This window comes from Mucilaginibacter straminoryzae (assembly GCF_022953055.1).
Taxonomy (GTDB): Bacteria; Bacteroidota; Bacteroidia; order Sphingobacteriales; family Sphingobacteriaceae; genus Mucilaginibacter; species Mucilaginibacter straminoryzae.
In genome coordinates, this window is sequence record NZ_JALJEJ010000004.1 from 109,634 (window position 1) to 130,953 (window position 21,320).

At 43.8% G+C, this 21,320-nt stretch carries 19 protein-coding genes and 1 tRNA gene; 10 read left to right on the top strand and 10 right to left on the bottom strand.

The window, feature by feature from the left end; translation table 11 throughout:
- Together MUY27_RS09930 and MUY27_RS09935 are read right to left on the bottom strand one after the other, a co-directional pair.
- Complete coding sequence (locus MUY27_RS09930) at positions 1–2,712, bottom strand: alpha-d-galacturonidase (protein ID WP_245129861.1); 2,712 nt, start codon at positions 2,710–2,712, stop codon at positions 1–3.
- Positions 2,713–2,895: 183 nt separating this feature from the next.
- Positions 2,896–4,488: an MGH1-like glycoside hydrolase domain-containing protein gene (locus MUY27_RS09935; RefSeq protein WP_245129862.1), complete on the bottom strand. Its 1,593-nt coding sequence runs from the start codon at positions 4,486–4,488 to the stop codon at positions 2,896–2,898.
- A 160-nt stretch (positions 4,489–4,648) separates the two neighbouring features.
- Between MUY27_RS09935 and MUY27_RS09940 the strand changes: the two genes are divergently transcribed.
- The gene (locus tag MUY27_RS09940; RefSeq protein WP_245129863.1) at positions 4,649–5,524 is read left to right on the top strand and encodes an AraC family transcriptional regulator; all 876 of its coding nucleotides are present in this window, start codon (positions 4,649–4,651) and stop codon (positions 5,522–5,524) included.
- Between the two features lie 213 nt (positions 5,525–5,737).
- Here MUY27_RS09940 and MUY27_RS09945 read toward each other — a convergent pair whose 3' ends face one another.
- The 4 genes from MUY27_RS09945 to MUY27_RS09960 are packed head-to-tail and all read right to left on the bottom strand — an operon-like array spanning position 5,738 to position 9,999.
- Positions 5,738–6,880: a four-carbon acid sugar kinase family protein gene (locus MUY27_RS09945; RefSeq protein WP_245129864.1), complete on the bottom strand. Its 1,143-nt coding sequence runs from the start codon at positions 6,878–6,880 to the stop codon at positions 5,738–5,740.
- 12 nt (positions 6,881–6,892) lie between these two features.
- A complete protein-coding gene (pdxA, locus tag MUY27_RS09950; RefSeq protein ID WP_245129865.1) occupies positions 6,893–7,927 on the bottom strand; it encodes a 4-hydroxythreonine-4-phosphate dehydrogenase PdxA in 1,035 nt (344 codons plus the stop codon).
- A gap of 9 nt (positions 7,928–7,936) precedes the next feature.
- Entirely contained in the window at positions 7,937–8,848 is a 912-nt protein-coding gene (locus MUY27_RS09955) for a dihydrodipicolinate synthase family protein (protein ID WP_245129866.1), read from the bottom strand.
- A 5-nt stretch (positions 8,849–8,853) separates the two neighbouring features.
- Complete coding sequence (locus MUY27_RS09960; RefSeq protein WP_245129867.1) at positions 8,854–9,999, bottom strand: iron-containing alcohol dehydrogenase; 1,146 nt, start codon at positions 9,997–9,999, stop codon at positions 8,854–8,856.
- Between MUY27_RS09960 and MUY27_RS09965 the strand changes: the two genes are divergently transcribed.
- Both MUY27_RS09965 and MUY27_RS09970 read left to right on the top strand, forming a co-directional pair.
- The gene (locus MUY27_RS09965) at positions 9,982–10,263 is read left to right on the top strand and encodes a hypothetical protein (protein WP_245129869.1); all 282 of its coding nucleotides are present in this window, start codon (positions 9,982–9,984) and stop codon (positions 10,261–10,263) included. The two genes, MUY27_RS09960 and MUY27_RS09965, sit on opposite strands and share 18 nt — an antisense overlap.
- A gap of 211 nt (positions 10,264–10,474) precedes the next feature.
- The gene (locus MUY27_RS09970) at positions 10,475–12,115 is read left to right on the top strand and encodes a pectate lyase family protein (protein ID WP_245129870.1); all 1,641 of its coding nucleotides are present in this window, start codon (positions 10,475–10,477) and stop codon (positions 12,113–12,115) included.
- A 93-nt stretch (positions 12,116–12,208) separates the two neighbouring features.
- Here MUY27_RS09970 and MUY27_RS09975 read toward each other — a convergent pair whose 3' ends face one another.
- Positions 12,209–14,113, bottom strand: coding sequence for a DUF294 nucleotidyltransferase-like domain-containing protein (locus MUY27_RS09975; protein WP_245129871.1), 1,905 nt, complete (start codon positions 14,111–14,113; stop codon positions 12,209–12,211).
- Positions 14,110–14,838, bottom strand: coding sequence for a 3'-5' exonuclease (locus MUY27_RS09980; protein ID WP_245129872.1), 729 nt, complete (start codon positions 14,836–14,838; stop codon positions 14,110–14,112). The genes MUY27_RS09975 and MUY27_RS09980 overlap by 4 nt, the downstream gene beginning before the upstream one ends.
- Positions 14,839–15,360: 522 nt before the next feature.
- Between MUY27_RS09980 and MUY27_RS09985 the strand changes: the two genes are divergently transcribed.
- The 6 genes from MUY27_RS09985 to MUY27_RS10010 all read left to right on the top strand — a co-directional run bounded on the left by MUY27_RS09985 (position 15,361) and on the right by MUY27_RS10010 (position 19,562).
- Positions 15,361–16,122: a PI-PLC domain-containing protein gene (locus MUY27_RS09985; RefSeq protein WP_245129874.1), complete on the top strand. Its 762-nt coding sequence runs from the start codon at positions 15,361–15,363 to the stop codon at positions 16,120–16,122.
- Between the two features lie 71 nt (positions 16,123–16,193).
- A tRNA-Arg gene (locus MUY27_RS09990) sits at positions 16,194–16,265 on the top strand.
- A gap of 249 nt (positions 16,266–16,514) precedes the next feature.
- Positions 16,515–16,991, top strand: coding sequence for a hypothetical protein (locus MUY27_RS09995; protein ID WP_245129876.1), 477 nt, complete (start codon positions 16,515–16,517; stop codon positions 16,989–16,991).
- Positions 16,991–18,148, top strand: a complete 1,158-nt coding sequence (locus MUY27_RS10000; RefSeq protein ID WP_245129877.1) for a SprT family zinc-dependent metalloprotease — start codon at positions 16,991–16,993, stop codon at positions 18,146–18,148. Before MUY27_RS09995 ends, MUY27_RS10000 begins: the two co-directional genes overlap by 1 nt.
- Before the next feature lie 15 nt (positions 18,149–18,163).
- Positions 18,164–18,625 carry a hypothetical protein gene (locus MUY27_RS10005; protein ID WP_245129878.1) on the top strand — a complete coding sequence of 154 codons (462 nt, stop codon included), beginning with the start codon at positions 18,164–18,166 and terminating at the stop codon, positions 18,623–18,625.
- A 142-nt stretch (positions 18,626–18,767) separates the two neighbouring features.
- On the top strand, positions 18,768–19,562 hold the full coding sequence (locus MUY27_RS10010) for an NIPSNAP family protein (protein WP_245129879.1): 795 nt from the start codon (positions 18,768–18,770) through the stop codon (positions 19,560–19,562).
- 197 nt (positions 19,563–19,759) lie between these two features.
- Here MUY27_RS10010 and MUY27_RS10015 read toward each other — a convergent pair whose 3' ends face one another.
- Positions 19,760–20,203: a carboxymuconolactone decarboxylase family protein gene (locus MUY27_RS10015; protein WP_245129881.1), complete on the bottom strand. Its 444-nt coding sequence runs from the start codon at positions 20,201–20,203 to the stop codon at positions 19,760–19,762.
- A gap of 69 nt (positions 20,204–20,272) precedes the next feature.
- Positions 20,273–20,845 (bottom strand): Crp/Fnr family transcriptional regulator, encoded by a 573-nt coding sequence (locus MUY27_RS10020; protein ID WP_245129882.1) that lies wholly within the window; start codon positions 20,843–20,845, stop codon positions 20,273–20,275.
- Between the two features lie 71 nt (positions 20,846–20,916).
- On the opposite strand from MUY27_RS10020, the gene MUY27_RS10025 reads away from it, so the two are divergent.
- The gene (locus MUY27_RS10025; protein WP_245129884.1) at positions 20,917–21,318 is read left to right on the top strand and encodes an iron chaperone; all 402 of its coding nucleotides are present in this window, start codon (positions 20,917–20,919) and stop codon (positions 21,316–21,318) included.
- Positions 21,319–21,320: the final 2 nt, after the last annotated feature.

Genomic DNA, 21,320 nt, shown 5'->3' on the forward strand with positions numbered 1-21,320 from the left:
TCAATTGAAAAGCCAGCGAAGATCGCGCGCGCCATTTGCGCCAAAACCAGCATCATAAACAGGTATGGTTTGCATATCATCAACAAAACCCAGGACTAAACAAGCGCCTTTGCCAAGCGTAAGTGTGTTAGTCCCCGGTTTAAATGTATACGTATGGATATTCACGGCAGGCTGGCCTGCCACAGCGATTGCATTTGCTATTTTAGCTTCCGCCTGTCCATAATCGTTCGCACTGGCATCTGTCTCCAATTGAGGTGGTTGCAGATAGCCCTTATCTTTTGTCACGTAATAGCCTACCAGTACTTTAACAGGTTTAGTGTTCGAGAATTTAACCGTGGTTCCTTCGCTTACCTGCTTCGCCTTACTCAGCTTCACGGCTTTTAACCCGGCCAGCTCTTTTGCAAAGCCCTGCACTTGTGCGGCGGTATCGGCATAGGCAATTTCGCCCGGCTGTAAGGTATAGAAATCGGCGTTTAAGAGCTTTACATCGGCGTTGGCAAAACGCTGTACCTCTTTAGTGCTTTTGGTGTTACCCGCAGTCTTTAACGAGTCGATATTCTTCCTGAAATGACTCAGTTCGCGCTGATAAACCGGCAACAGTTCAACCCAGGTTTTCATTTTACCATCATTACCGCCAACCGGTATCTTACGCTGCTTGGTTTGCATGCTGTTCGCATACAGGTAAGTATTTTCGGTCAGCCTGGTGAGTTGGTTGAAATACTCCAGGCTCTTTTGCATATCGATATCAGCCTTTTCCAGATCGCTAATATCTTCAGAATATTTATACCGAAGAATGCTTAGTGCCGCTTGTGCCTTGTGGGCATAAGAATTTGCCAAAGCATCGTAACAACGCATATCGTTGGCCAGTCTGCCAAACTCTTCTTTATTTCGTTTTACGCCAGAAGCCGCAGCATCGATAGCCTCTACCCCTTTTTTGCCGTACTTTTTAACATTATCAATTACAATTACCGGCGTTTCGCCAACATGGCTCTGGTGCTTCCATTCTTTTTCGGCATACTCGCTCAGCATCTCCCCTTCTGGTCCTTCAGAATTATACAGTAGTGTAAATAATCCATATTTCTCCGGATTCACCAGCTGGCTCATCAGCATACCCAATGTCATGGTCTGGCGGTTACCATCCGTAATACCAAATCTTCTCAGCAATTGCGGAGCAATTTCACCAGTTTGCTCATAAGCTTCTAAAATTTGCTTACCCGAACTCAAATCGCAGCCATAGCGGTCAGCCAGCTTTTGCCCCCAATAATTTTTCTCCTCTTCACGATCGCGATGAACGTTCCAGGCGTACCGCGCCCAGGCTTTGTACCAAATCCAGTCGCGCTCCAACTGTAACTCGCGCGGGTTGGTATTATCAGCAGTGTAAGGCCAGTCCCAATACGATGCCTGGGGATAAATATGCAGACCTTTTGCACCGTACACATTATGCATCGCCAGCACACATTTTTGAATAAAGTCTGCCGAGCCATAACGGAAAGGCTCCAGGTTAGCCATGATGTGCACATTCTCTATATGCACTGTGCCAATTTTACTTAACGTTTGATGCAGTTGTGCCCATGGCCCGCGGGGTGTGTAGGTTGTTAACGCCTCGCCGTTGTATTTCGCCATGGTATACAGGTTTTTGTATAGCGGCAAAGCGTACTTCATATCAGTAGGCGCATCGGTATCATGCGCACGAAGCACAATCGGCGGTTCGTCTGTTCGGCCTAATGCTTTTAAGCCATCTTTTACGCCCGGAATAATCGTTTTGGTTAGCCAGTCTACATCATCCTGACCGACGCCTTCCATGGCTTCGCCCAAAGTGATGAGCAAGCCCACGTTTGGATACTTTTCTACAAATGCCGCGATAGACTTGCGTGTGTAATCCGCAATGATAGGAACAATCGGGCGGTTGCGGTCCTGCGTTGCAAGTTTGTTGTGTTCTGCAAAAGGTTTAGATACAATAATGTTATAAAAGCCCTGAATTACCCAAATCCCACGTTTATCGGCCTCCCTGGTGAGGAAGTCGTACATCTCTTGGTTCTTCTTGAACGTCGCTTCGTCTACTTCCTGCGCGTAAGGGTAATCTTTCACCTTCACCAGTGAGGCAAACGGGTGGCCGTTCCATAGGTAAAGCGCATTCATGCGGTTATCGGCAAGTGAATCCAGGTAGCGGGTCCATAAACCTTTATCGTAAAACCAGGGAAAGTTTTCTTTGGTGTAAGGATATTCATAAACGCCTCGCCCAGGCAGTAAAAGCGGTTTCTGCAAGCCAACACATGCCCCGCGGAGGATCATTTCAGGCTGGTCTGTAAAGCTGATTTTTTCGGGCAGTGCGCCTTTTGCATTAATTCTCTCAGCCAGTTCGAGGCAACCATATAACAGACCTGAATAATCTGCACCTGCAATAAAGATTCTGTTAGCCGTTCTGCTGATCACGAAACCTTCTTTACCAGGAAGTTTCGCGACACGAAGTTGCTTGCGGAATACGGCATCGGTAGTTAACCCGAGGTTAATGGTAACCGTACCTTTTGAACCGATTGAATACTGATGCTTTTTAAGTGATTCGCTCAGCTTCTGGATACCATAACTAACACGGCTATTTTTTTTGACAGTTGTGGATGGATTGATAGCAACAGTTATAGCAGCAGCATTAGCTGAAATAGCACATGCCGCAATAAATAATAGAATTAAAAAGTAGTTTTTCAGGCTTCTCATACCGTTATCAGCCGTAATAGTTACGAAAAGGCATTACTGCACGCGCGTTATTCGCAACAATACGTTTCAGGATAAAATATTAGCAAATTGGTTTATACGCGATCAAAAGTATCGGTACTAAACCCTCAATTGCTGACTTATTTTTTCTATCTTCTGTAGGATATTATCTTTTTCAGCCAGCCGTTACAGATTTACTAAAACGCGTTTTAGCTTGCTTTGTCTGCTCAGCAATTTTCCGTCGCTGTAAATCTGCAAGCCCCTGCCTTTACCATATTTACTGCCGGTTTTATCCCATAGCACCGTAATGTTATGCCCGTGGTAAAGCACATTGTCCAAGCAAAACCAATCCCACTTATTAGCGGGTATCAGGGGGAATACCTCCAGTTTCTGATCATCGCGGGTTTTAACACCAATAAGGTCGTTAATCACCAGGTCACAAAACGTAGAATGGTTATAATAACTGCTGCGTGGGTTATCGCCCTTCAGCCAGTAGCCGGTCTTTTCGTCCTGGTATTCGCCTAAATAGGGTTTACCGCGTTTGATGTGCGATAGCGCATACTGTTCCAGCTTATCATAAAACACCTGCTTAGACATATCGTTCTGATGCTTATAGCTGGTGAGCAAGTTTGCTAACCCGGTCAAAGTTTGCGACGTTGCAAAAGGCCATACGGCGCCATCCCACTCGCAACCATGACCCGTGCCATGTGTACGAAACAGCGGGTGACGGCGTTCTGCCGTAGTAATCCCCCAGGGAGCGGCAAATCCTTTTTCGTCTACCAGTTCATCCCACTGCTTGGCATATTTTGCCTTATCATCCGGCAGGTTGAAATACCAGGGAATATAGCCAAGTTCTTCACGGGCATCGCACAATTTGCCGTCAGGGAACTGCACTTTAAAAAAAGAAGCATTATCGTCCCAAAGCTTATCCTGCACCAGGCTTTTTAATTCTTTAGCCTTTTCAGCGTATCTTTTCTGTAAAGAGTCTACGCCAATCAGTTTGCTCATCCGCGCCAGCGCTTTCGCATTACCGTACATATAACTGTTGATAGTGGGACGAATATTCTTTTGTTTTCGAGAACCGCTGATAGATTCCTCCATAGCATCTTTCACATCAAATTGCCAGTACATGTGGTTTGGCAGCATCTTCTCACCCTCCCAAGCGCGGTAATCCTGATCTAAAGCCGGTAATACCGATTTCACAAATGCCTGATCCTGGTTCACCAGGTAGAAATGATATACCGCATCTTGCAGCCAGCTACTAAATGCGCGTAGATGCGGCTTCTTTTGCTTAGGGTCTACAAACAGCCAGAAGTTGATGTAATCTTTAATATACTGCGGGTTGCGCAGCCAACGGCCTTCATAAATATGATGGCCTAACGCACTGCTCACCGTATTGTAGATGCCGGCGTGGTTAACCGGGGTAATGAATTCATCGAACACGAAGCCATCTGGTGTTTGCTTCAAATGCTTACGGAACGTCCACCAGCGGTAGTAATAAATTTTCTCAATAGCAGAATCCGGGCATTCAAACAGCGGCACGTTATCAGACATCCAGGCAGCGGCACGGTCATTCGTAACATAGTTCTTTACGGTTTCCGTATCGGCCAGGTTAAACTCATTCACATAACTTTTCAGTTTGGCATCGCTCAGTACTTTTACCTGCGCTAAACCGTTATTAACATAAGCGCAACCCAGCAGGAGTAACAGCTTGCAAACAGTTATCTTCTTCGCAATACCACGGGTGTTGCCGCCAGCCATTTTAAACTTAATAATCATTTACAATTGGTGTTCGAAAGGTACGATGACGAAAGTTATCTAAAAGTTTTATTACATAGTGTCTTTATGCTAATATCTTATAGATTTGAGCTAACTTTGGTCAGTACCAGGTATAAAACCAGTTAATTATTGAACAAAAATATCCTGAGACCCCCTAATTATGAAGGCCCATTTTCTTAAAGTTCCGATTGCCCAGCAGAATTCTTTCAGTATCCGCCGCGATGTTCAGCCAAGCTTCAGAGGTATCTGGCATTATCACCCCGAACTGGAACTGCATTACATTATCAAGGGCGAAGGGGTAAGATTTATCGGTAATAAGATCAATAACTTTTCTGCCGGGGAAATTGTGCTTTTGGGCGAAAATCTGCCGCATTGCTGGCGTTGTAAGGAAGAATATTTTCAGAACAACCCTGACCTGAACGTAGAAGCCATTGTGGTCCATTTTCTGCCGGAGTTTCTGGGGCCGCAGATGCTTAATCTGCCAGAAACTTTCCAGATGGCGAAGATGTTTGAAAGGGCCAAGAACGGTTTAATGGTAAAACCCCATGCCCGCAAGCAGATAGCCAAACTGATGGAAGAGACCCTGCAAGCTAATAACCTGACCCGCATAATTTCGTTGCTGAAGATCTTTGACATTCTGATCGACGAAGAAAATACAGACCTGATCACCACCAATCCGCAAACCTTCCTTTCTTCTAACGAGGCCGAAATTGTACGGTTGAAAAAGATCTATTCGTACACGCTGACCAACTATAAAAATGAGATCAGCCTGGAAGAAATTGCATCCATCAGTAACCTGAGCGTTACATCGTTCTGCCGGTATTTTAAGCTGATGACCAAGAAGACTTACTATGATTTTTTAACCGAGATCAGGATCAGTCATGCTTACCGGATGCTGATTGAAAACAAGTTACCTACGGAAGTAATTTGTTATGAATGCGGCTTCAACAATGTGTCTAACTTTTACCGCCATTTTAAAAAGGTGACCAAGATGACGCCTTTGGCTTACAAGAGAAAGTACCTGCAAGGCAAATAATAATGTAGTCTTGGGGAAAAGAAATAAACTATCTCAAACTGTCATTTCGAAAGAGCAAGGGAGGAAATGCGCGTTTGCGCGAAAGAGAAATCTTCTGAGATAAGCAAGAAAAAGTACATGATATAGAAGATTTCTCCTCACTCCAATGCTTTTTCCCGCCTCGTTCGTCGAAATGACATCAAAACTTTAAGCCAAATTGGGATTATTTATTGGTTACAGCACCGAAGGATGTATTTCGTCAGCCCATCGGTAACTACCGGGCTTGGTGGTGATATAGATGCCGCTGCTTTCATCTCTCATGCGGATAACACCCTGGGAAAATTCCTGCACCGGGGTAAGCTGCGTTACTTGTAACTCCTTCAGAATTTCGGCAGCGGTTGCACCACCTTCAATGATCAGTTCTTTTATGCCTGCCTTCGCAATCAGCATATAAACCAGCTCTGCAGTTTTTACGCGCAGCCATTCCGGATTAACAAAAGCGGGTGTATTGTCTGGGTCTAAGGTGATAATTACCGTTCCTTCCTGCTGAAGCAGTGCTACAACTTCAGCTATCCATTCCCCTGTTTGTTCGCCAAACAGCGCTTTATTTAAATAAACTACGGGCTTACCCTGTTCTTTCAACTGCTTATATAAACCTGCGCTTTCGGGGTGTGCGGTACCTGAAACCAAGAGCAATGGTGTTTGCAAATCTGACCGTTTAGCAAAGTTTTCTTGCTGAGGTTGATAACCCAAGCCTTTTAAAAATGCTGCAAAGAAACCGCCGGAACCCACCGGAAATATTTCCGGTTGATAGTATTTCATCCAAACGTGCAAATCTTCTTCCCGGGCTACCTCTCCTATCACTAATCCATTTTCGTTGGTTAGTTCGCCTGGCTTTCGGACAGTTACCGCAATATCCTTGCCCGATAGTAAATGTACTACATCAGCAGTAAATGCAGGAAATTCGGGATCAGTCACGAACCCCGCTTCGTGCAGTGGTATGCCGTTTACATAGTAAATTCCGTCAACAATAAAACGGTTTAGGGCAGGGTTTGCCGCAACGACCAGCGCACTATTAAGGCCTAATTCTTCTAAATGAACCGTTACCTCCTGCGGGATATATCCACGGAGTGCAGAATCTATTTTTTTAAAAATGTGTTGTGGATTTAATGCGCGTACTTTTGCCGTTACCTCGCGCGTAACTTGCAGGGCATCTTCTAATTTAAGTGAGCGGGAATTGGTATTGATTACCAATAATTCCGTGTTAGCAGCAAGTACTTCTGCTTTGATAGAAACTACCGTTTTCAAGCCAAAGCGCAGGCCAATCCCCCCTATTTCGGTAGCCCCGGTAAGATCATCCGCAATAACAACGATCATGCGCCAAATATACTACTGCTGGCGATACTTCACCAGCCGAGCTGCAGCTTCTATGGCCAGCACCATCGCGTCCGGACTGGCAATACCCTTGCCGGCAATTTCAAACGCAGTACCATGATCTACCGATGTACGGATGATGGGCAGACCTAATGTAATGTTGACACCCTTTACGCTATCCATCTGTTTCTTCTCGGCATTCCATTTAAAACCGGTCAGCTTAAAGGGAATATGCCCCTGATCGTGGTACATCGCAACGACACCACCGTAATAACCGGTAGCGGCCTTGGAAAATAAGGTATCTGCCGGAACGGGGCCTTCTACATCATAACCTTTGCTGAGGGCTTCTTCAACCGCGGGTTTAATTTCGCCTTCATCTTCTGTACCAAACAAACCAGAGTCCCCGGCATGCGGGTTCAATCCTGCAATACCAATCTTCAGGTTTTCTTCGCCCAGACTGATCAGCCCTTTATGCAGCAATTCGGTTACTTCTACAATACGATCTTTCTTTACCAGGTCGCAAGCCTGCCGCAGCGATACGTGTGTAGACACGTGGATCACCTTCAGATGATCTTCTACCAGCAGCATCGCATACTTTTTTGTACCGGTAAAATCTGCGTATATCTCAGTATGCCCGGCATAATGGTAGCCGGCATCATTGATCGACTTCTTATTGATCGGCCCTGTTACTGTCCCGTTAATTTCGCCGGCCATAGCCAGTTCAATTACTTTTTTTACAGCCAGGAAAGCCGCGTTACCTGCCATTGCAGATATTTCGCCAAACTTCAATTGCGACAGATCCGTCTGCCGCAGATCGTAAACATCTGCGATACCCGGTTCAAACCTGGCATCGGCAACTTTACTAACGGCATTGATTTTAACAGGCAGGTTCAACATCCCCGCAATCTGTTCAAATACATTTGCATCACCCACAATCAACGGGCGGCAAATGCTTTGCACAGCAGGATCAAGAACAGCTTTTAAGGCAATCTCCGGCCCGATACTCGCCGGATCGCCCATGGTAATTCCCAATATTGGTTTTAGTTCCACGCCTCTCGGTTATTTAGTTCCTACTTTAATAAATTCGTTCAGGCTATCCAAGATGCTCACCTTCTCATCGTCAGACATTGGCTCGAGCGGCGGCATCACGTAGGGCTCGCAGAGTCCTTTCTCCTGCATCAGGGTCTTCAACGCCCAAAGCGATTCGCCAAGCGTCCGACCCTGCTGGTACAGGTTACCTAATTCGTCAGAAACGTTCTGAAGCGCGTTTGCCCGGGCATGGTCGCCCTGTTCAACAGCCTGCCACATTTCGTGATAGATCTCTGCATTAATATTACCTGTACTCGGCACAATACCATCCGCACCGTTAATCAACGCCACGGCTGATTTTGCCGCCCATCCCAGGAAATAGCTGAAGTCGGGCCGGTCTGACCATAACCTTAACGACTCAAATAAGCGGCGGTCATTCCGTTCAGAATCTTTTACGGCCACCACATTAGGGTGATAACTTAATTCTTCTATGAGGTGAACGGGTAAAGTCTGGTGAACTGTAGCCGGGATATTATAAACAATTAATGGAACGGTGCAGGCATCCGCCAAACGTTCAAAGTAACGTTTCATCTGCGGCTCTGTTAGCTGGTAGTAAGATGGCAAAGTAGCAACAACGGCATCAACATTGTATTCAGCGGCTACTACAGCAATGTCTAAGGTTTCTTCAAAACAGTTCCCTGCAATTCCCGCATAAAGCATTTCGCCATCCTGTTTAAAACCTGATGCTGCTTTGATGTATTCTTCTCTTAATTTGAAAGACAAAGAGGGGGCTTCGCCTGTGGTACCCAGAATAAACGGAGAAGCATTGTTCTCCCTAAAATAGGCCATCATCCTGTCCACGGCCGCCACATCCAACTGGTAAGTTTGGGTGAGCGGCGTAACCGCCGGAATAATAATGCCATTATATTTTTTATTGGTCATTTGAATCAGTAAGCGTCGTTATAAATCTCCACCGCATCTTCCAGGCTAACCGGACGTGGATTATTTTTTAAAAGTCGTTGTATTTTTAATGCGTCTGCAGCCAGGGCAGCAATATCCTCCTGTTTTACACCGGCATGCTGCAAACCTAATTGCACGTCACATTTAGCGATGATCTGCTCAATCACCCGGATTCCTTCCAAAGCTGTTTCCAGGTCTGTTGCTTTAGGTTCAGCCCCAACTGCCAATGCCACCTTTGCATATTTTTCGGGCGAAGCGCTTACGTTAAAACGCATCACAAAGGGGAGCATAATGGCATTGGATAAGCCGTGCGGCATGTGGTAGGTTGTTCCCAGCGGATAAGCCAGTGCATGTACAGCTGCAGTATTAACCGGCCCCAGGCAAAAGCCACCAAGCAGACTACCAAGCGCTACATCGGTACGTGCCTCTTCATTAGCTCCGTTATTAACCGCCTCTGCAAGGCTTTGTGCTATCAGCCTTATGCCTTCTATAGCCAGGGCATCAATAAACGGATGTGCAAATTTGTTGGTGTAAGCTTCTATACAATGGGTAAGCGCATCTATACCCGTTGCGGCAGTGATGGCTTTCGGTACGCTCAGCGTCAGCAGCGGATCGGCATAAACAGCATCAGGTACCAGGTAGGGGCTAATAATGCCTACCTTTTGCCCTTCGGGATTGATCAGGATAGAATTAGGCGAAACTTCGCTGCCCGTGCCTGCAGTAGCCGGCACACAAATCAACTGACGGCTGCGGCCTTTTAGCAGATTAATACCTGCTATTTCTGCCAGCGTTTGGGTATTCCCCAACTGGGCAGCAATTACCTTCGCTACATCCAGCACACTGCCCCCGCCTATGCCAACAACGGTATCCGGATTAAAAGCTCTTGCTTTTTCGAATACCGTCTCAAAATCTGCAAATGAGGGTTCCTGTAATATACCGGTATAGCTTTCAGTTAAAATTCCGTAGCTTTCTATCTGGCTTAGCGTTTCGCTTAAAGCATCCAACAGGGGTTCAATGGAAAGTACAAACAGCCGCTTGCATCCTGCCGCGTTCAGATCTGCAGCAAGGCTTTGCAAACAACCTTTACCAAAAAGCAGTTTGCGCGGAAATGTAATATGAAGTATACCGCTCACGTGTTAGTTTCTCAAGTAAATTATCAAAGCCAATTTCAGAGCTGTATTAACGCTTCTTATCACACGGAGAAAAGCAAAGAATTTCAAACAGAAGGCTTCCGTTTAAAGCTATTTACAGTACAGTTAATACAAGCGTTTATACAATTGGCTGTCTGTAACAAAGATGTATCGGTACAAGGTTCATTTATACCCGAACATTATCCTTTTCCTGTACAATATTATCATTTTGCAGCAGCGGCATTACAATCAGGCATTTTAGGTTGACAGCAAACAATCCATTGAGATGTACAATAAAGGCAGTTTTGAGCCTTTTTTATCTTCAAATACCTTTTGCAAAAAGCGGCCCGCTTTTAAAGACAATATGATATAACATCTTGAAAAAATATTACAAAAACGCTGTTTCATCAGCACGGATATTTGAAACCGTCACCAATTATAAAAACCGGCCGGGTTTTGCCCCGGTAAATTGCTTACAATGAATAAATATGCTTTTATAGTATTAGCTGCTATTGCCGCCGCAGGTGTGGAGAAAGCTTTTGCGCAGTACCCTACTATTCCGCCCCAGGTGCAAGCCGTAGCAGATTCAATGCTGGCTACCGAGCAGAAGCATTCTGATGAGGCCTGGAACAAAGCCCTGCCTATTATTCAGCGTGACGAGCAAAACGGCAAACCATTTGTTCCCTGGGCAGCAAAACCATCAGATTTGCCACAAGCGAAGATACCGGCATTTCCCGGCGCTGAAGGCGGCGGTGCCTATTCCTTCGGGGGCCGGGGCGGTAAGGTTTATGTGGTTACCAGCCTGGCCGACCGTGGGCCGGGTACCTTTAGGGAGGCTTGCGAACAAGGCGGTGCACGAATTATCGTGTTTAATGTATCCGGAATTATCCGTTTGAAAACCCCGGTGATCATTCGCGCACCGTATATTACAATTGAAGGGCAAACAGCGCCCGGCGATGGGGTTTGTATCGCTGGTGAATCAACCTGGATCAATACCCACGATGTAGTGATCCGTTATATGCGCTTCCGGCGTGGCGCTACAGATGTGGCCCGCAGGGACGATGCCTTAGGCGGTAACCCGGTTGGAAACATCATCATCGACCATGTTTCTGCCAGTTGGGGTTTGGACGAAAACATGTCCATCTATCGCCACGTTTATGACAGGGGTGGATCGAAACAGGAAAAAATGCCGACGGTGAACGTTACCATTCAGAATTCTATTTTTTCTGAAGCACTGGATACCTATAACCATGCTTTTGGAAGTACCATCGGCGGGTTGAATAGCACTTTTATGCGTAACCTTTGGGCGAATAATATTGCACGTAACCCCTCTGTTGGCATGTACGGCGACTTTGGTTTTGTAAATAACGTGGTGTTCAACTGGTGGAACCGCAGTGCTGACGGAGGTGATAACAACTCGTTCTTCAACTTTATCAATAACTATTACAAACCGGGGCCGATCACCCCGAAAGACCAGCCGGTGGGGCACCGTATCCTTAAGCCGGAATCTGGCCGCTCTAAGGAAAGCAAGAACCTGTTTGGCAGGGTTTACGCCAACGGCAATGTAATGGATGGCAACGAACGCGTAACCAAAAACAACTGGGATGGCGGTATACAGATTGCCGATATGCCTGATGCCGGAAGATATACTGACAGTATTAAATCTGACAAGCCATTCGCTATGGCAAAAGTGACTACGATTGATGCGCAGAAGGCTTATGATTATGTATTGGCGAATGCCGGTGCAAGCCTGCCCAAGCGCGATGCTGTTGATGTAAGAGTTACCAACGATGTGCGCACCGGCAAGATCACCTATGTAGACAATACCGCCAACAGCAACGGCAGCCAGTTTGTTAAACATCGCTTACCGGACGATTCTTACAAGAAAGGGATCATTACTGATGTAAACCAGGTAGGTGGCTACCCCGAGTACAAAGGGACACCTTACGAAGACACTGACAAGGACGGCATGCCGGACGAATATGAAATTAAGCACGGCTTAAATCCTAAAAATGACAATGATGCTTCTTTACCCGCTAAAAATGGCGGTGGTTATACCAACATAGAGGTTTATTTGAACAGCGTGGTACCCTTAAAAAGTGTGGTACCAGCACAGTAATAAGTTTTAGTTTTCTTTATAATACATTTTCTGATTAATTGGTTTGAGACAACGCGCCGCAAGGGCGCGTTCCTCTTTTTTAAACGGGTTGTATTACAAAATACTGGACGTAAAGCTGAGCCTTACCTTTGTCTGGAAGTTCTTGATCACGCTAAATACTTCTTTCAATGTAACGCGTTCTATGGTACTCAGGTGGCTGATATCGATATAATTATCCGGCTCTGTATGATCCTGCATAATCTGGTAGGCCTGTTTCTTCAGCCGCATCGTCATCAGGAAATAGTAAGCCTGGCTCAATTCGTTATACTCGGCTTCAGAAAAAACGCCCTGCTGCTTTAATGCACGGAAACGCTCGCCGGTATTCACCTCGAATATGCGATGTCTGAGGGCGTATACGCGTATCAGGTCGACAATAGGCGCCATTGTTTTTTTAATATCGAATACCTCGCGTGTTCCTTTTTTAAACGTGCGAATGGTGCGGAAAAACGTAAGCGGCGGCTCGTACTGTAGCGCATTCTTCGCCATGTGGAAAAACAATTTTTCCAGCGGTTGCTGTAGTTGTTCGTTCAGGAACGTCTTCAATTCGTCCATTATGGCTACTTCGCCATAAATACAGCGGCAATCGAAAAAAGTAGAAAAGTTGATAACTGTTTCAGGGACAGATTCATCCATCCAGTACTGGTAATTACGTTTCCAGTGCGAGAGCGAATGAGTCCATTTAGGATTTGAGGCCATGAAACCGCCGGTACAAAAACTGAGGCCAATCGCATTTAACCGTTCAGAAACCTGAGTGGCTAATTGCAGAAAATAAGCCCTCACCTCTTCGCGATGTTCGTTGGCTTTATCTTCGTAAATAATAGCGTTATCCTGGTCGGTCTTAAAGGTCTGCTCTTTCCGGCCTTCGCTGCCCAACACCATGTATACAAATTTTGCAGGTGGCGCACCGAACTGCTCAATCGCCGTTTCTATTATCTTCTGCGTGATAGTATCGGTAACAGTAGTAATTACTTGGTTGGCAATTTGCGCGTTAACGCCACGCTGTAACAACTGGTTGACAAATTGCGGAACGGCCTCCCACTTACGCCTTAATTCATCATCTGATATAGCCGACTTTACCGACTGGATAAAGACCAGCGGCGACTGCGCCTGTTCGCTCAATAATTTATTGCGGCTTAGAAAACCTAAATATTCCCCATTTCTTTCTACTAACAGATAACGCGTTTTAGTGCTGAACATCATTAACACTGCTTCATAAACAAAAGCTTCTGCATTAACGCTCACTACGGGCTGGTCGATGACTGTCATCACCGGATCCAGCGGACTTTTCATCGTTGCGATTACTTTATCCCTAAGCGTAATATCTGTTACGTAACCGGTGATCTGCCCCGTTTTATCAGTCACAAACAGGCAGCTTACCTTATTTGCTGCCATTACTTTAGCGGCGTCCGCAATAGAGGTATCACCGTCACATTGCACAATCGGCCGGTACTCAACACTCTCAATCCGTTTTGAATAAACCTCGTCTGCGGCAATAAAGCTGTCTTCAAAGGCAGCCGGGCGTTTAAAGAAATGGGCAAACTCTTCATTCTGCATCCGCTTGCCGAACTCCATTGAGAAGTATTGAAAAAACGACTCGTGCGATTTACAAAGCTCCCTGAAGTATTTTCGGTGCAAAAAGTAAACTACCGTACCTTTTACAGCCATTACTGTTCTTAAGGATTGCCGTTGGTTAAGCAGAATAGAAACGCCGCCGTAACAAAAGCCAGGCTCATGAACCTCCAGCAGTCGCTTTTGCTGTGTACTATCATAGAAAAAAGATTCGTAGTGCCCCTCAACAATTATGTCTACGCCGCGAAGCTTGGTAGTTTCCTGCTGATAAATAATGGTATCCTTCTGATACCTTACTTCCTCCAAATGGCCAGAGACTTCCTCTAAAACCTCTTCAGGCAACAGGTTAAACGGAGCTATTTGCTTTAGAAACACCACATATTCATTCATAACCCGGCAATATAAATGATCAGTACAGCAATCAGAATAATCAAAATTACGGGAAAGCACCCGTTTTTACTAGTTTTAGAAGGGTCGCGCCAACGTTGCGCCTCCATACTTTGCCGGCGTAGCACCTCATGCCCCAACTCACCTTCGTCCCACAACTTAAAAAAGCATTCAGCGGTAGCGGCGGCATCCGCAAGGGCGTTATGCTGCTGCTGCAAGTCCCGGTTAAAAAGCAGGTAATACAACTCTTCGAGATGCAACTGTCGGTCAACCACACTACGCCTCAATTGCCCGGAAGCAACCATGGTACAGAACAGCGGCGAGTTATCTAAAGCACTTGTTGTACCCATCCGCAGAAAATCGGCAGAGAGTACATAATAATCCAGCTTAATAAAATGACCGATCACCAGCGGCTGGTATTCACGGAGATCTGCTGCCAGAACAGACAGCGCCTCGGAACGGGAAACGCCATTGGTTTTTAGAAACGCCGACGTGATGCCATGAACCTTTGTTGCAGCCGCTGTTATTTCGAAATCATCATCCCGGATATAAAAGTTCTCACGCTTTACCTCCTCACGGTTTTCATTATAAATGATCCATGATACCTGCACCGCACGGGGCCAGTTCCCACTCTCTGACAAGGGCTGATGCCAGTTTAATGGCAACCCGGACGACTCAGAGTCTATAAAAAGGTAATACTTGTTAACTTCAGAATTAAAAGCAGGCATTAATAGGCCCCATTATGATAAATGGTAAGGGCTAATTTAACGAACTTTAATTATTTAGTAACTATCCAGGGCGATAATCTGTCAACCGCTTATTTTATATACACGTATTGCTTTTTTAAACAGTTAGTACATATATACCTGCGGATCGGGGCATTGGGGAACAGCATCTTGATTAAAAAACCACGGTGGACACGGTGATGAAGCTTATTCTTACATTTTTTACAACAGGTGGCCTGCTCAACTTGTTTGGGCAAAGCAGCACGCAAATCATTCATATAATTTAATTTATTAGGGGCATTAATAATGATAACAGATCAAGAAGGCAGCAGTATTCCGACTAAAAATTCCCCACCAACCAAACGGACATTAATTACTGTTGCTTTATTAGTCAAACTTAAACGAATAAGTTGTAAACTGAGTTACACAATTCGTTTAAATTATCCCGCTAATAAGTTTAAAAATAGCTTGAATTTAATAATTATCTAACTGCGACCGATTTATTTTGCAGGCTCAATAAAAGAAATGAAACTGTTTACCCTACTTGTGTTTTGGGCTACTTTGCTGAATGCGTTGAACACAACCGCTCAGTACTTACCCCATGCACATTCGCATAATGATTACAATCAATCAAACCCTTTTCACCATGCTTATGACGCAGGATTTGGCGCTATAGAAGCGGATGTGTTCTTCCGCAATGGAACATTACTGGTTGGGCACGACAAAGAAAAACTGTCGCCAGGGCGTACGTTAGAGAAATTGTATCTAGAGCCGCTGAAAAAGGAACTTAAAAAAGATACCGCGCGTAGGGTAACGCTTCTGATTGATAATAAGGAAGATTACAGCACAATTATGCCAGAGCTGATTAAAGAGTTGAAGCCTTTACTTACTTATTTAACAAACCAAGATGAAGAACCACGGTTAAAGATATTGATCAGCGGTAACAGGCCACCTCCTGCCCTGTTTAAATCCTACCCAGAATATATCCTGTTTGATGAAGACCTGAAACAGAACTACACAACGGAAGAACTGCCAAAAATTGGGCAGATCAGCCTGCGGTTTTCAGACTACTCGGCCTGGAAAGGCGACGGGGCTCTGCCCGAAAAAGACCGCGAACGGCTTAAAAACGTGATCGACCGCGTACATGCGATGGGTAAACCCATTCGTTTTTGGGATGCTCTTGATAATACCGCGGGATGGAAAATGCTGCAAGACCTTGGGGTTGATGTGATCGGGACTGATGATATTGACCAATTGCGCGACTTTCTACTGCATGGCAGTAAGTAGCACTTCGAAATTAAAGTACTTTAAAATCACGCAGATTAGTAACGTCAAAAATTCTATCTTTGCGCTGCATTGCTTCCGTAGTTCAATGGATAGAATTTCAGATTCCGGTTCTGAAGATAGGGGTTCGAATCCCTTCGGGAGCACTTTTTCAAAAGCCTTCTAATGAATTTAGAGGGCTTTTTATTTTTCGGTTATTTTCTTTGTTAGCCGCTTTTTTCAAACCATTAAGATAGACTAGTAGCAGTTCTTAAGACTATCAATTTATCCTATCAAGACGTAATAAAATTTAAGATATTTCAAAAAAGAAATGGATAATACTTTATGAAAATGAATTAATAAAAAGTCAAAAAATTAAGATAACTTTTCCTATAATTGGAATATACTTATCACATATGACAAAAACCAAATTTTTTCTCTTTTTATCCGTCGTTTTATTTTTTGGTTGCAAAAAAGATACTAACGTTTCTCAAAATGTTTCGAAAAGTACCGAAAACGATAAAAGCTTAATCTTAGACGCTAAAAACTACTTCGAAAAAGAAATTCTTTTCAAAAGTAACAACTCAACTTTAACATCTGATAAGTCATTTAAAACTTATAGACAATTGCAGGACAAAATTGCAAACTTTGATAGCGCATTTGTTCAGGAAAGTATTTCGAAACAAAAATATGTAACTATACCAATAAAATACCCTAATAAGGAATTGTATTGTAAAGCTATCGGAAAAACTTGGAACCTATCATCATTTACTTATCTGATATTTTATCTTGATAAAAAAAGTAAAAAACACGTTGAGTTAATAACAAAGTTTCCAAGTGATAGTTACCTTGTTGACACAAGTAAGAGTAAAAAGTTAGAGGCGATATCTTAGTGGAAGATTGGATGGGTAATTACATTACAGGTTATAAATATTCAAAAGGATCTGTAACACATACAATTGGCCCACCTGCGCCGGTAAATAACATTAGGACTAATGATCTAAAAAAAGTTAATGACGTAAATTGCATCATTCAAACTTACTATGTATCAGTTACGGTTAATTTTTCTTCAAAGCCAAAGGAGGTAAACACCACTTATATATCATATGATTACTCAGAGTGGCATTGCTACTTCTCTCCTCCTATGGGTGCAGGAGGGCCAGATGGTGGTACATTTGTGGGAATAAGCCCCGGTGATTATGCCTTTGTAGGTGGTGGAGGGCCCGGAGGTAGTGCAGGAATTGACTGTACTCCGCAAGACCAAAGTCAAAAAGGAAAAAAGGTTAATGGATGCCCAGTACCAACTCCTATAACAGTTGAAGTTATTACTACCCCTCTTAGAACAAACTATCCCTGTGCTGATGCTCTTATTTTGCAAAATTTAATGCAGCAGCAAGATTATGTCTCGCTTATTACACAATTCCAAACCAGCCAACGCCCTTCTTTGACTTGGCAAAACGGCACATTACCTTGGAATCAGTATGATTCTCAGACCGGAAAGTACACATATCAAGAAGGTGCTACGGGAGAGGATCCGCAGTCAGGTATGGGTACATCAATGATAATTACTTTAAATACATCATTGTTAGATAATAGTTCTCAACTATTTATCGCGTCAACCATGATTCATGAGTCACTACACGCATATTTACGATATAATATCAACTTAGCTTACTACAATGCTAATAACGGTTATAATAATTATCCTGATTGGTTTTCGGCTTTAGATGCATTTTATACAATTAAAGGCCTTCCGTCCAATTACGCTGATCACTACGAAATGTTGACTGACTATTTTAATAAAGCCGTCGGAATATTATCATCATGGGACCAAAACAGACATACTCAAAAAGAATATGTGATGACTATGCTTTACGGACTAGATACGATTGATAGCAGTGGAGTTTCTGCTGATATGAAAGCTATAATTACGCAGGTATTCAACGATATGAAAATTAATAATGGTATCACAGATTCAGAATTAAATAAATTTTGGCGAGATAATTTGAATGCTAAAAACAGTGATCGCCTCCCAAAATCCGGTTGTTAACTCAAGATAAACGATATGAAAAAAACCATAGGTTTTAAACTTATAACTATACACTTACTATTTGTACTGCCGTGCAACGCGGCTCATATTAAATTAAAAAAGGACACTATTTATTACGTGGTTGATACTAGCAAAATACCATTAAAAGATAGAGTGATTTTAATAGGTGGAAAAGAAGGACAGTACTTTAGTTACCGGTTAATGTGTTCGTGCAACTCATGGCATGGCGATTATACATTTACCCGTCATGTATCTAAACCTGGTGAATTAATAAATCCAAATGATACGAGAGTAAAAAATTCAGCAACACTAAGGTCGTTAATACAAATAGCTACACAGCACAGCGAAAAAAAACCAGCAAATCATGTTTTTTATTTCATAGAGGCCATTAATAATCAATACGTGAAATATCAGGTGTTTTTAAATGAATTATTGCAAATGAAAATAAATGATTCTGTGAAGATTCAAAGAAAGTAATTCATATTGCCATTTACCAGTTAGTCAGTGGCTGTCTTTCTTAAATTTCCTTCTATTAGCAATGATCAAACCAACTCTAAAGAAACATACGTTCTTTAATTAATAATTTATTTCCCGGTAATCAAAGACTATCTTTAACCTCATGAGAAGACGTTCATTTGTTAAAGCATCTGTAATGGCTGGTGCGGCTGCTACATTGGGAAAAACAGTAGCAGCAAAAGCTTCGAGAATAAAAAGCGGAGAACAGCAATACTATGAATTGAGGGTTTACACCTTGAAAGATGACCATCAACAAAAACTGGTAGAGAACTTTTATGAGTCTGCCGCGATACCTGCGTTGAATAAACTCGGTATAAAAAACGTAGGGGTTTTTACAGAATTGAAACCTGCCGGACAAACCCGCATCTACGTGATCATACCTTACAAAAGCATTGCACAGGTGGCCCAAATTGGGGAGCAGTTAAGTAAGGACGCTGCTTTTCAGCAAGCCGGTACAACGTATCTAAATGCCCCCTCAGATAGCCCTGCTTATGAACGTATAGAAAGCTCGTTGATGAAAGCTTTTGCGCATATGCCTATGATCAGCGTTCCTGAAGCGAAAGCCCGCTTTTTTGAACTACGGCAATATCAAAGCGCATCGGAAGCAGCGGGCAAAAAAAAGATAGAAATGTTTAACGATAAAGGCGAAATAGACATTTTTAAACGATTAGGTTTTCGCCCGGTATTTTTTGGCGAAACCGTGATCGGGCCGCTACGCCCTAACCTCACTTATATGATCACCTTTGATGATATGGATGCGCACGGTCGGTTATGGAAATCTTTCGGCGGCGACCCAGAGTGGAAAAAGATCAGTTCCGTACCGGAATATGCCGACAAATTGCTGGTGTCTAAAATAACTTCTACATTTATTACACCAACTGCTTTTTCCCAAGTCTGAGCATGATGAGCGATAATAAATACCCCGAAGAACCGAAAACGCCTCCGTTGCTGAAGTACTTATTGCTGGCAACATTTGCTGTTTTCGCTTACTTCTTTTTTCAGATGTTACGATCCTGTAATTAAGAAATAAAACAGTAAAAGGCCCTTTTGCGATCTTTTACTGTTTCTGCATAAAGCAGCATCACCCCATTTCGATTAAGCTTGTTTAGCCGGCTTCATACCTGTTGATATGGCAATACGGTTCCAACCGTTGATGGTGATAATTGCCATAATTACCTTGGCAAGATAATCTGGCTCCAACACGGCTTCCGCCTCTGCATAAACTTCATCCGATACGCCATTAGGGATGAGCGTCACCTGCTCGGTCAGCGCCAGGATAGCACGCTCCTGCTCGTCAAAGAAAGGGGTTTCCCGCCATGCATTCAATGCGTAAATGCGTTGCTCTGTTTCGCCTTGTTTACGCGCATCGCGGGTGTGCATGTCAATACAAAAAGCACAACCATTAATCTGCGAGGCACGTATTTTTATCAGCTCTTTATGGCGCGGAGCTATGCCGCTGCTTTGTACATAGCTTTCCATTTGCAGCATTGCTTTATAACCCGCTGCTTCTACCTTGTCGATTTTAATTCTGTTGCTCATGATATTTGTTTTTTGTTGAGACAAAGTTGAGCAACAGCAGTCCCCTAAAAAATGAACCAGTTTAAGAAATTAAACCTTTTTTGCCCGGATACGGCTCATAAACTGCGGCGTAAACCCCAAGTAAGAAGCAAGCATATATTGCGGCACACGCTGCACAAACTCGGGATTAAGTTTAAGGAAATGGCGGTAACGCTCCTCGTCAGACATGCCGTAAATAAAACCGATGCGCCGTTGCGAAGCTACGTAAGCCCGCTGCATCATGATGCGGAAGTAGCGCTCAAGCTTAGGAATTTGGTCAAAGAGGTGTTCTACGTTTTTATCCGGCAATAGCAATACCTCAGTAGGTTCCAATGCCTGAATGTAATATCGCGCAGGTTGTTTGTTCAGCAAGCTATCATAGTCGGCTATCCACCAGTTTTCAATGCTAAACTGTACAATCTGCTCGTTCAGGTCATCATTGATCAGGTACATTCGCGTAACGCCCTTTAGGGTAAAGAAGTTACCGGGACAATGTTTCCCCGCTTCAAGCAAATATGCCTTCTTCTTATACTGCCGTAGTTCAACATATTCGCAAAGCAGTTGCTCCTCATCGTGAGTAAGCTGCACGTATTTCCCGATATGGCTTATTAGCTGCGGATACATACCCGAATTTAGGCAATAATTAGTTGATGATTACTTCCATTTAAGCGATATTGTATCACCGATTAACCACTATGGATAAGAACCTTACTTATACGACCATCGATGAATACATCGATCAATACCCGGAAGAGATTCAGAAATTGTTGCAACAGGTAAGAGCAACCATTAAACAAGCTGCACCGGAGGCTGAAGAGGCCATTAGTTACCAGATACCTACTTTTAAACTTAAGGGCAACCTGGTACATTTTGCCGCTTTCAAAAACCACATCGGCCTTTATCCCGGTGCTTCGGGTGTAAAGCAGTTCGAGGGTCAATTGAAAGATTACGAGCTATCTAAAGGTACTATCCGTTTCCCCATAAATAAGCCGCTCCCTCTTGATCTGGTGACGGATATCGTAAAATATCGCGTTCAGCAAAACCTGGAGAAAGCGGCTTTAAAAAAAGTTTCAAAGAAAGTAAGCAAAAAGGCTTAGCC

Excerpts from the sequence above, each read along its gene's own strand:
- MUY27_RS09930 (WP_245129861.1), bottom strand. The coding sequence starts at position 2,712 with ATGAGAAGCCTGAAAAACTACTTTTTAATTCTATTATTTATTGCGGCA.
- MUY27_RS09935 (WP_245129862.1), bottom strand. The coding sequence starts at position 4,488 with ATGATTATTAAGTTTAAAATGGCTGGCGGCAACACCCGTGGTATTGCG.
- MUY27_RS09940 (WP_245129863.1), top strand. The coding sequence starts at position 4,649 with ATGAAGGCCCATTTTCTTAAAGTTCCGATTGCCCAGCAGAATTCTTTC.
- MUY27_RS09945 (WP_245129864.1), bottom strand. The coding sequence starts at position 6,880 with ATGATCGTTGTTATTGCGGATGATCTTACCGGGGCTACCGAAATAGGG.
- MUY27_RS09955 (WP_245129866.1), bottom strand. The coding sequence starts at position 8,848 with ATGACCAATAAAAAATATAATGGCATTATTATTCCGGCGGTTACGCCG.
- MUY27_RS09965 (WP_245129869.1), top strand. The coding sequence starts at position 9,982 with ATGAAGTATACCGCTCACGTGTTAGTTTCTCAAGTAAATTATCAAAGC.
- MUY27_RS09970 (WP_245129870.1), top strand. The coding sequence starts at position 10,475 with ATGAATAAATATGCTTTTATAGTATTAGCTGCTATTGCCGCCGCAGGT.
- MUY27_RS09975 (WP_245129871.1), bottom strand. The coding sequence starts at position 14,113 with ATGAATGAATATGTGGTGTTTCTAAAGCAAATAGCTCCGTTTAACCTG.
- MUY27_RS09980 (WP_245129872.1), bottom strand. The coding sequence starts at position 14,838 with ATGCCTGCTTTTAATTCTGAAGTTAACAAGTATTACCTTTTTATAGAC.
- MUY27_RS09985 (WP_245129874.1), top strand. The coding sequence starts at position 15,361 with ATGAAACTGTTTACCCTACTTGTGTTTTGGGCTACTTTGCTGAATGCG.
- MUY27_RS09995 (WP_245129876.1), top strand. The coding sequence starts at position 16,515 with ATGACAAAAACCAAATTTTTTCTCTTTTTATCCGTCGTTTTATTTTTT.
- MUY27_RS10005 (WP_245129878.1), top strand. The coding sequence starts at position 18,164 with ATGAAAAAAACCATAGGTTTTAAACTTATAACTATACACTTACTATTT.
- MUY27_RS10010 (WP_245129879.1), top strand. The coding sequence starts at position 18,768 with ATGAGAAGACGTTCATTTGTTAAAGCATCTGTAATGGCTGGTGCGGCT.
- MUY27_RS10015 (WP_245129881.1), bottom strand. The coding sequence starts at position 20,203 with ATGAGCAACAGAATTAAAATCGACAAGGTAGAAGCAGCGGGTTATAAA.
- MUY27_RS10020 (WP_245129882.1), bottom strand. The coding sequence starts at position 20,845 with ATGTATCCGCAGCTAATAAGCCATATCGGGAAATACGTGCAGCTTACT.
- MUY27_RS10025 (WP_245129884.1), top strand. The coding sequence starts at position 20,917 with ATGGATAAGAACCTTACTTATACGACCATCGATGAATACATCGATCAA.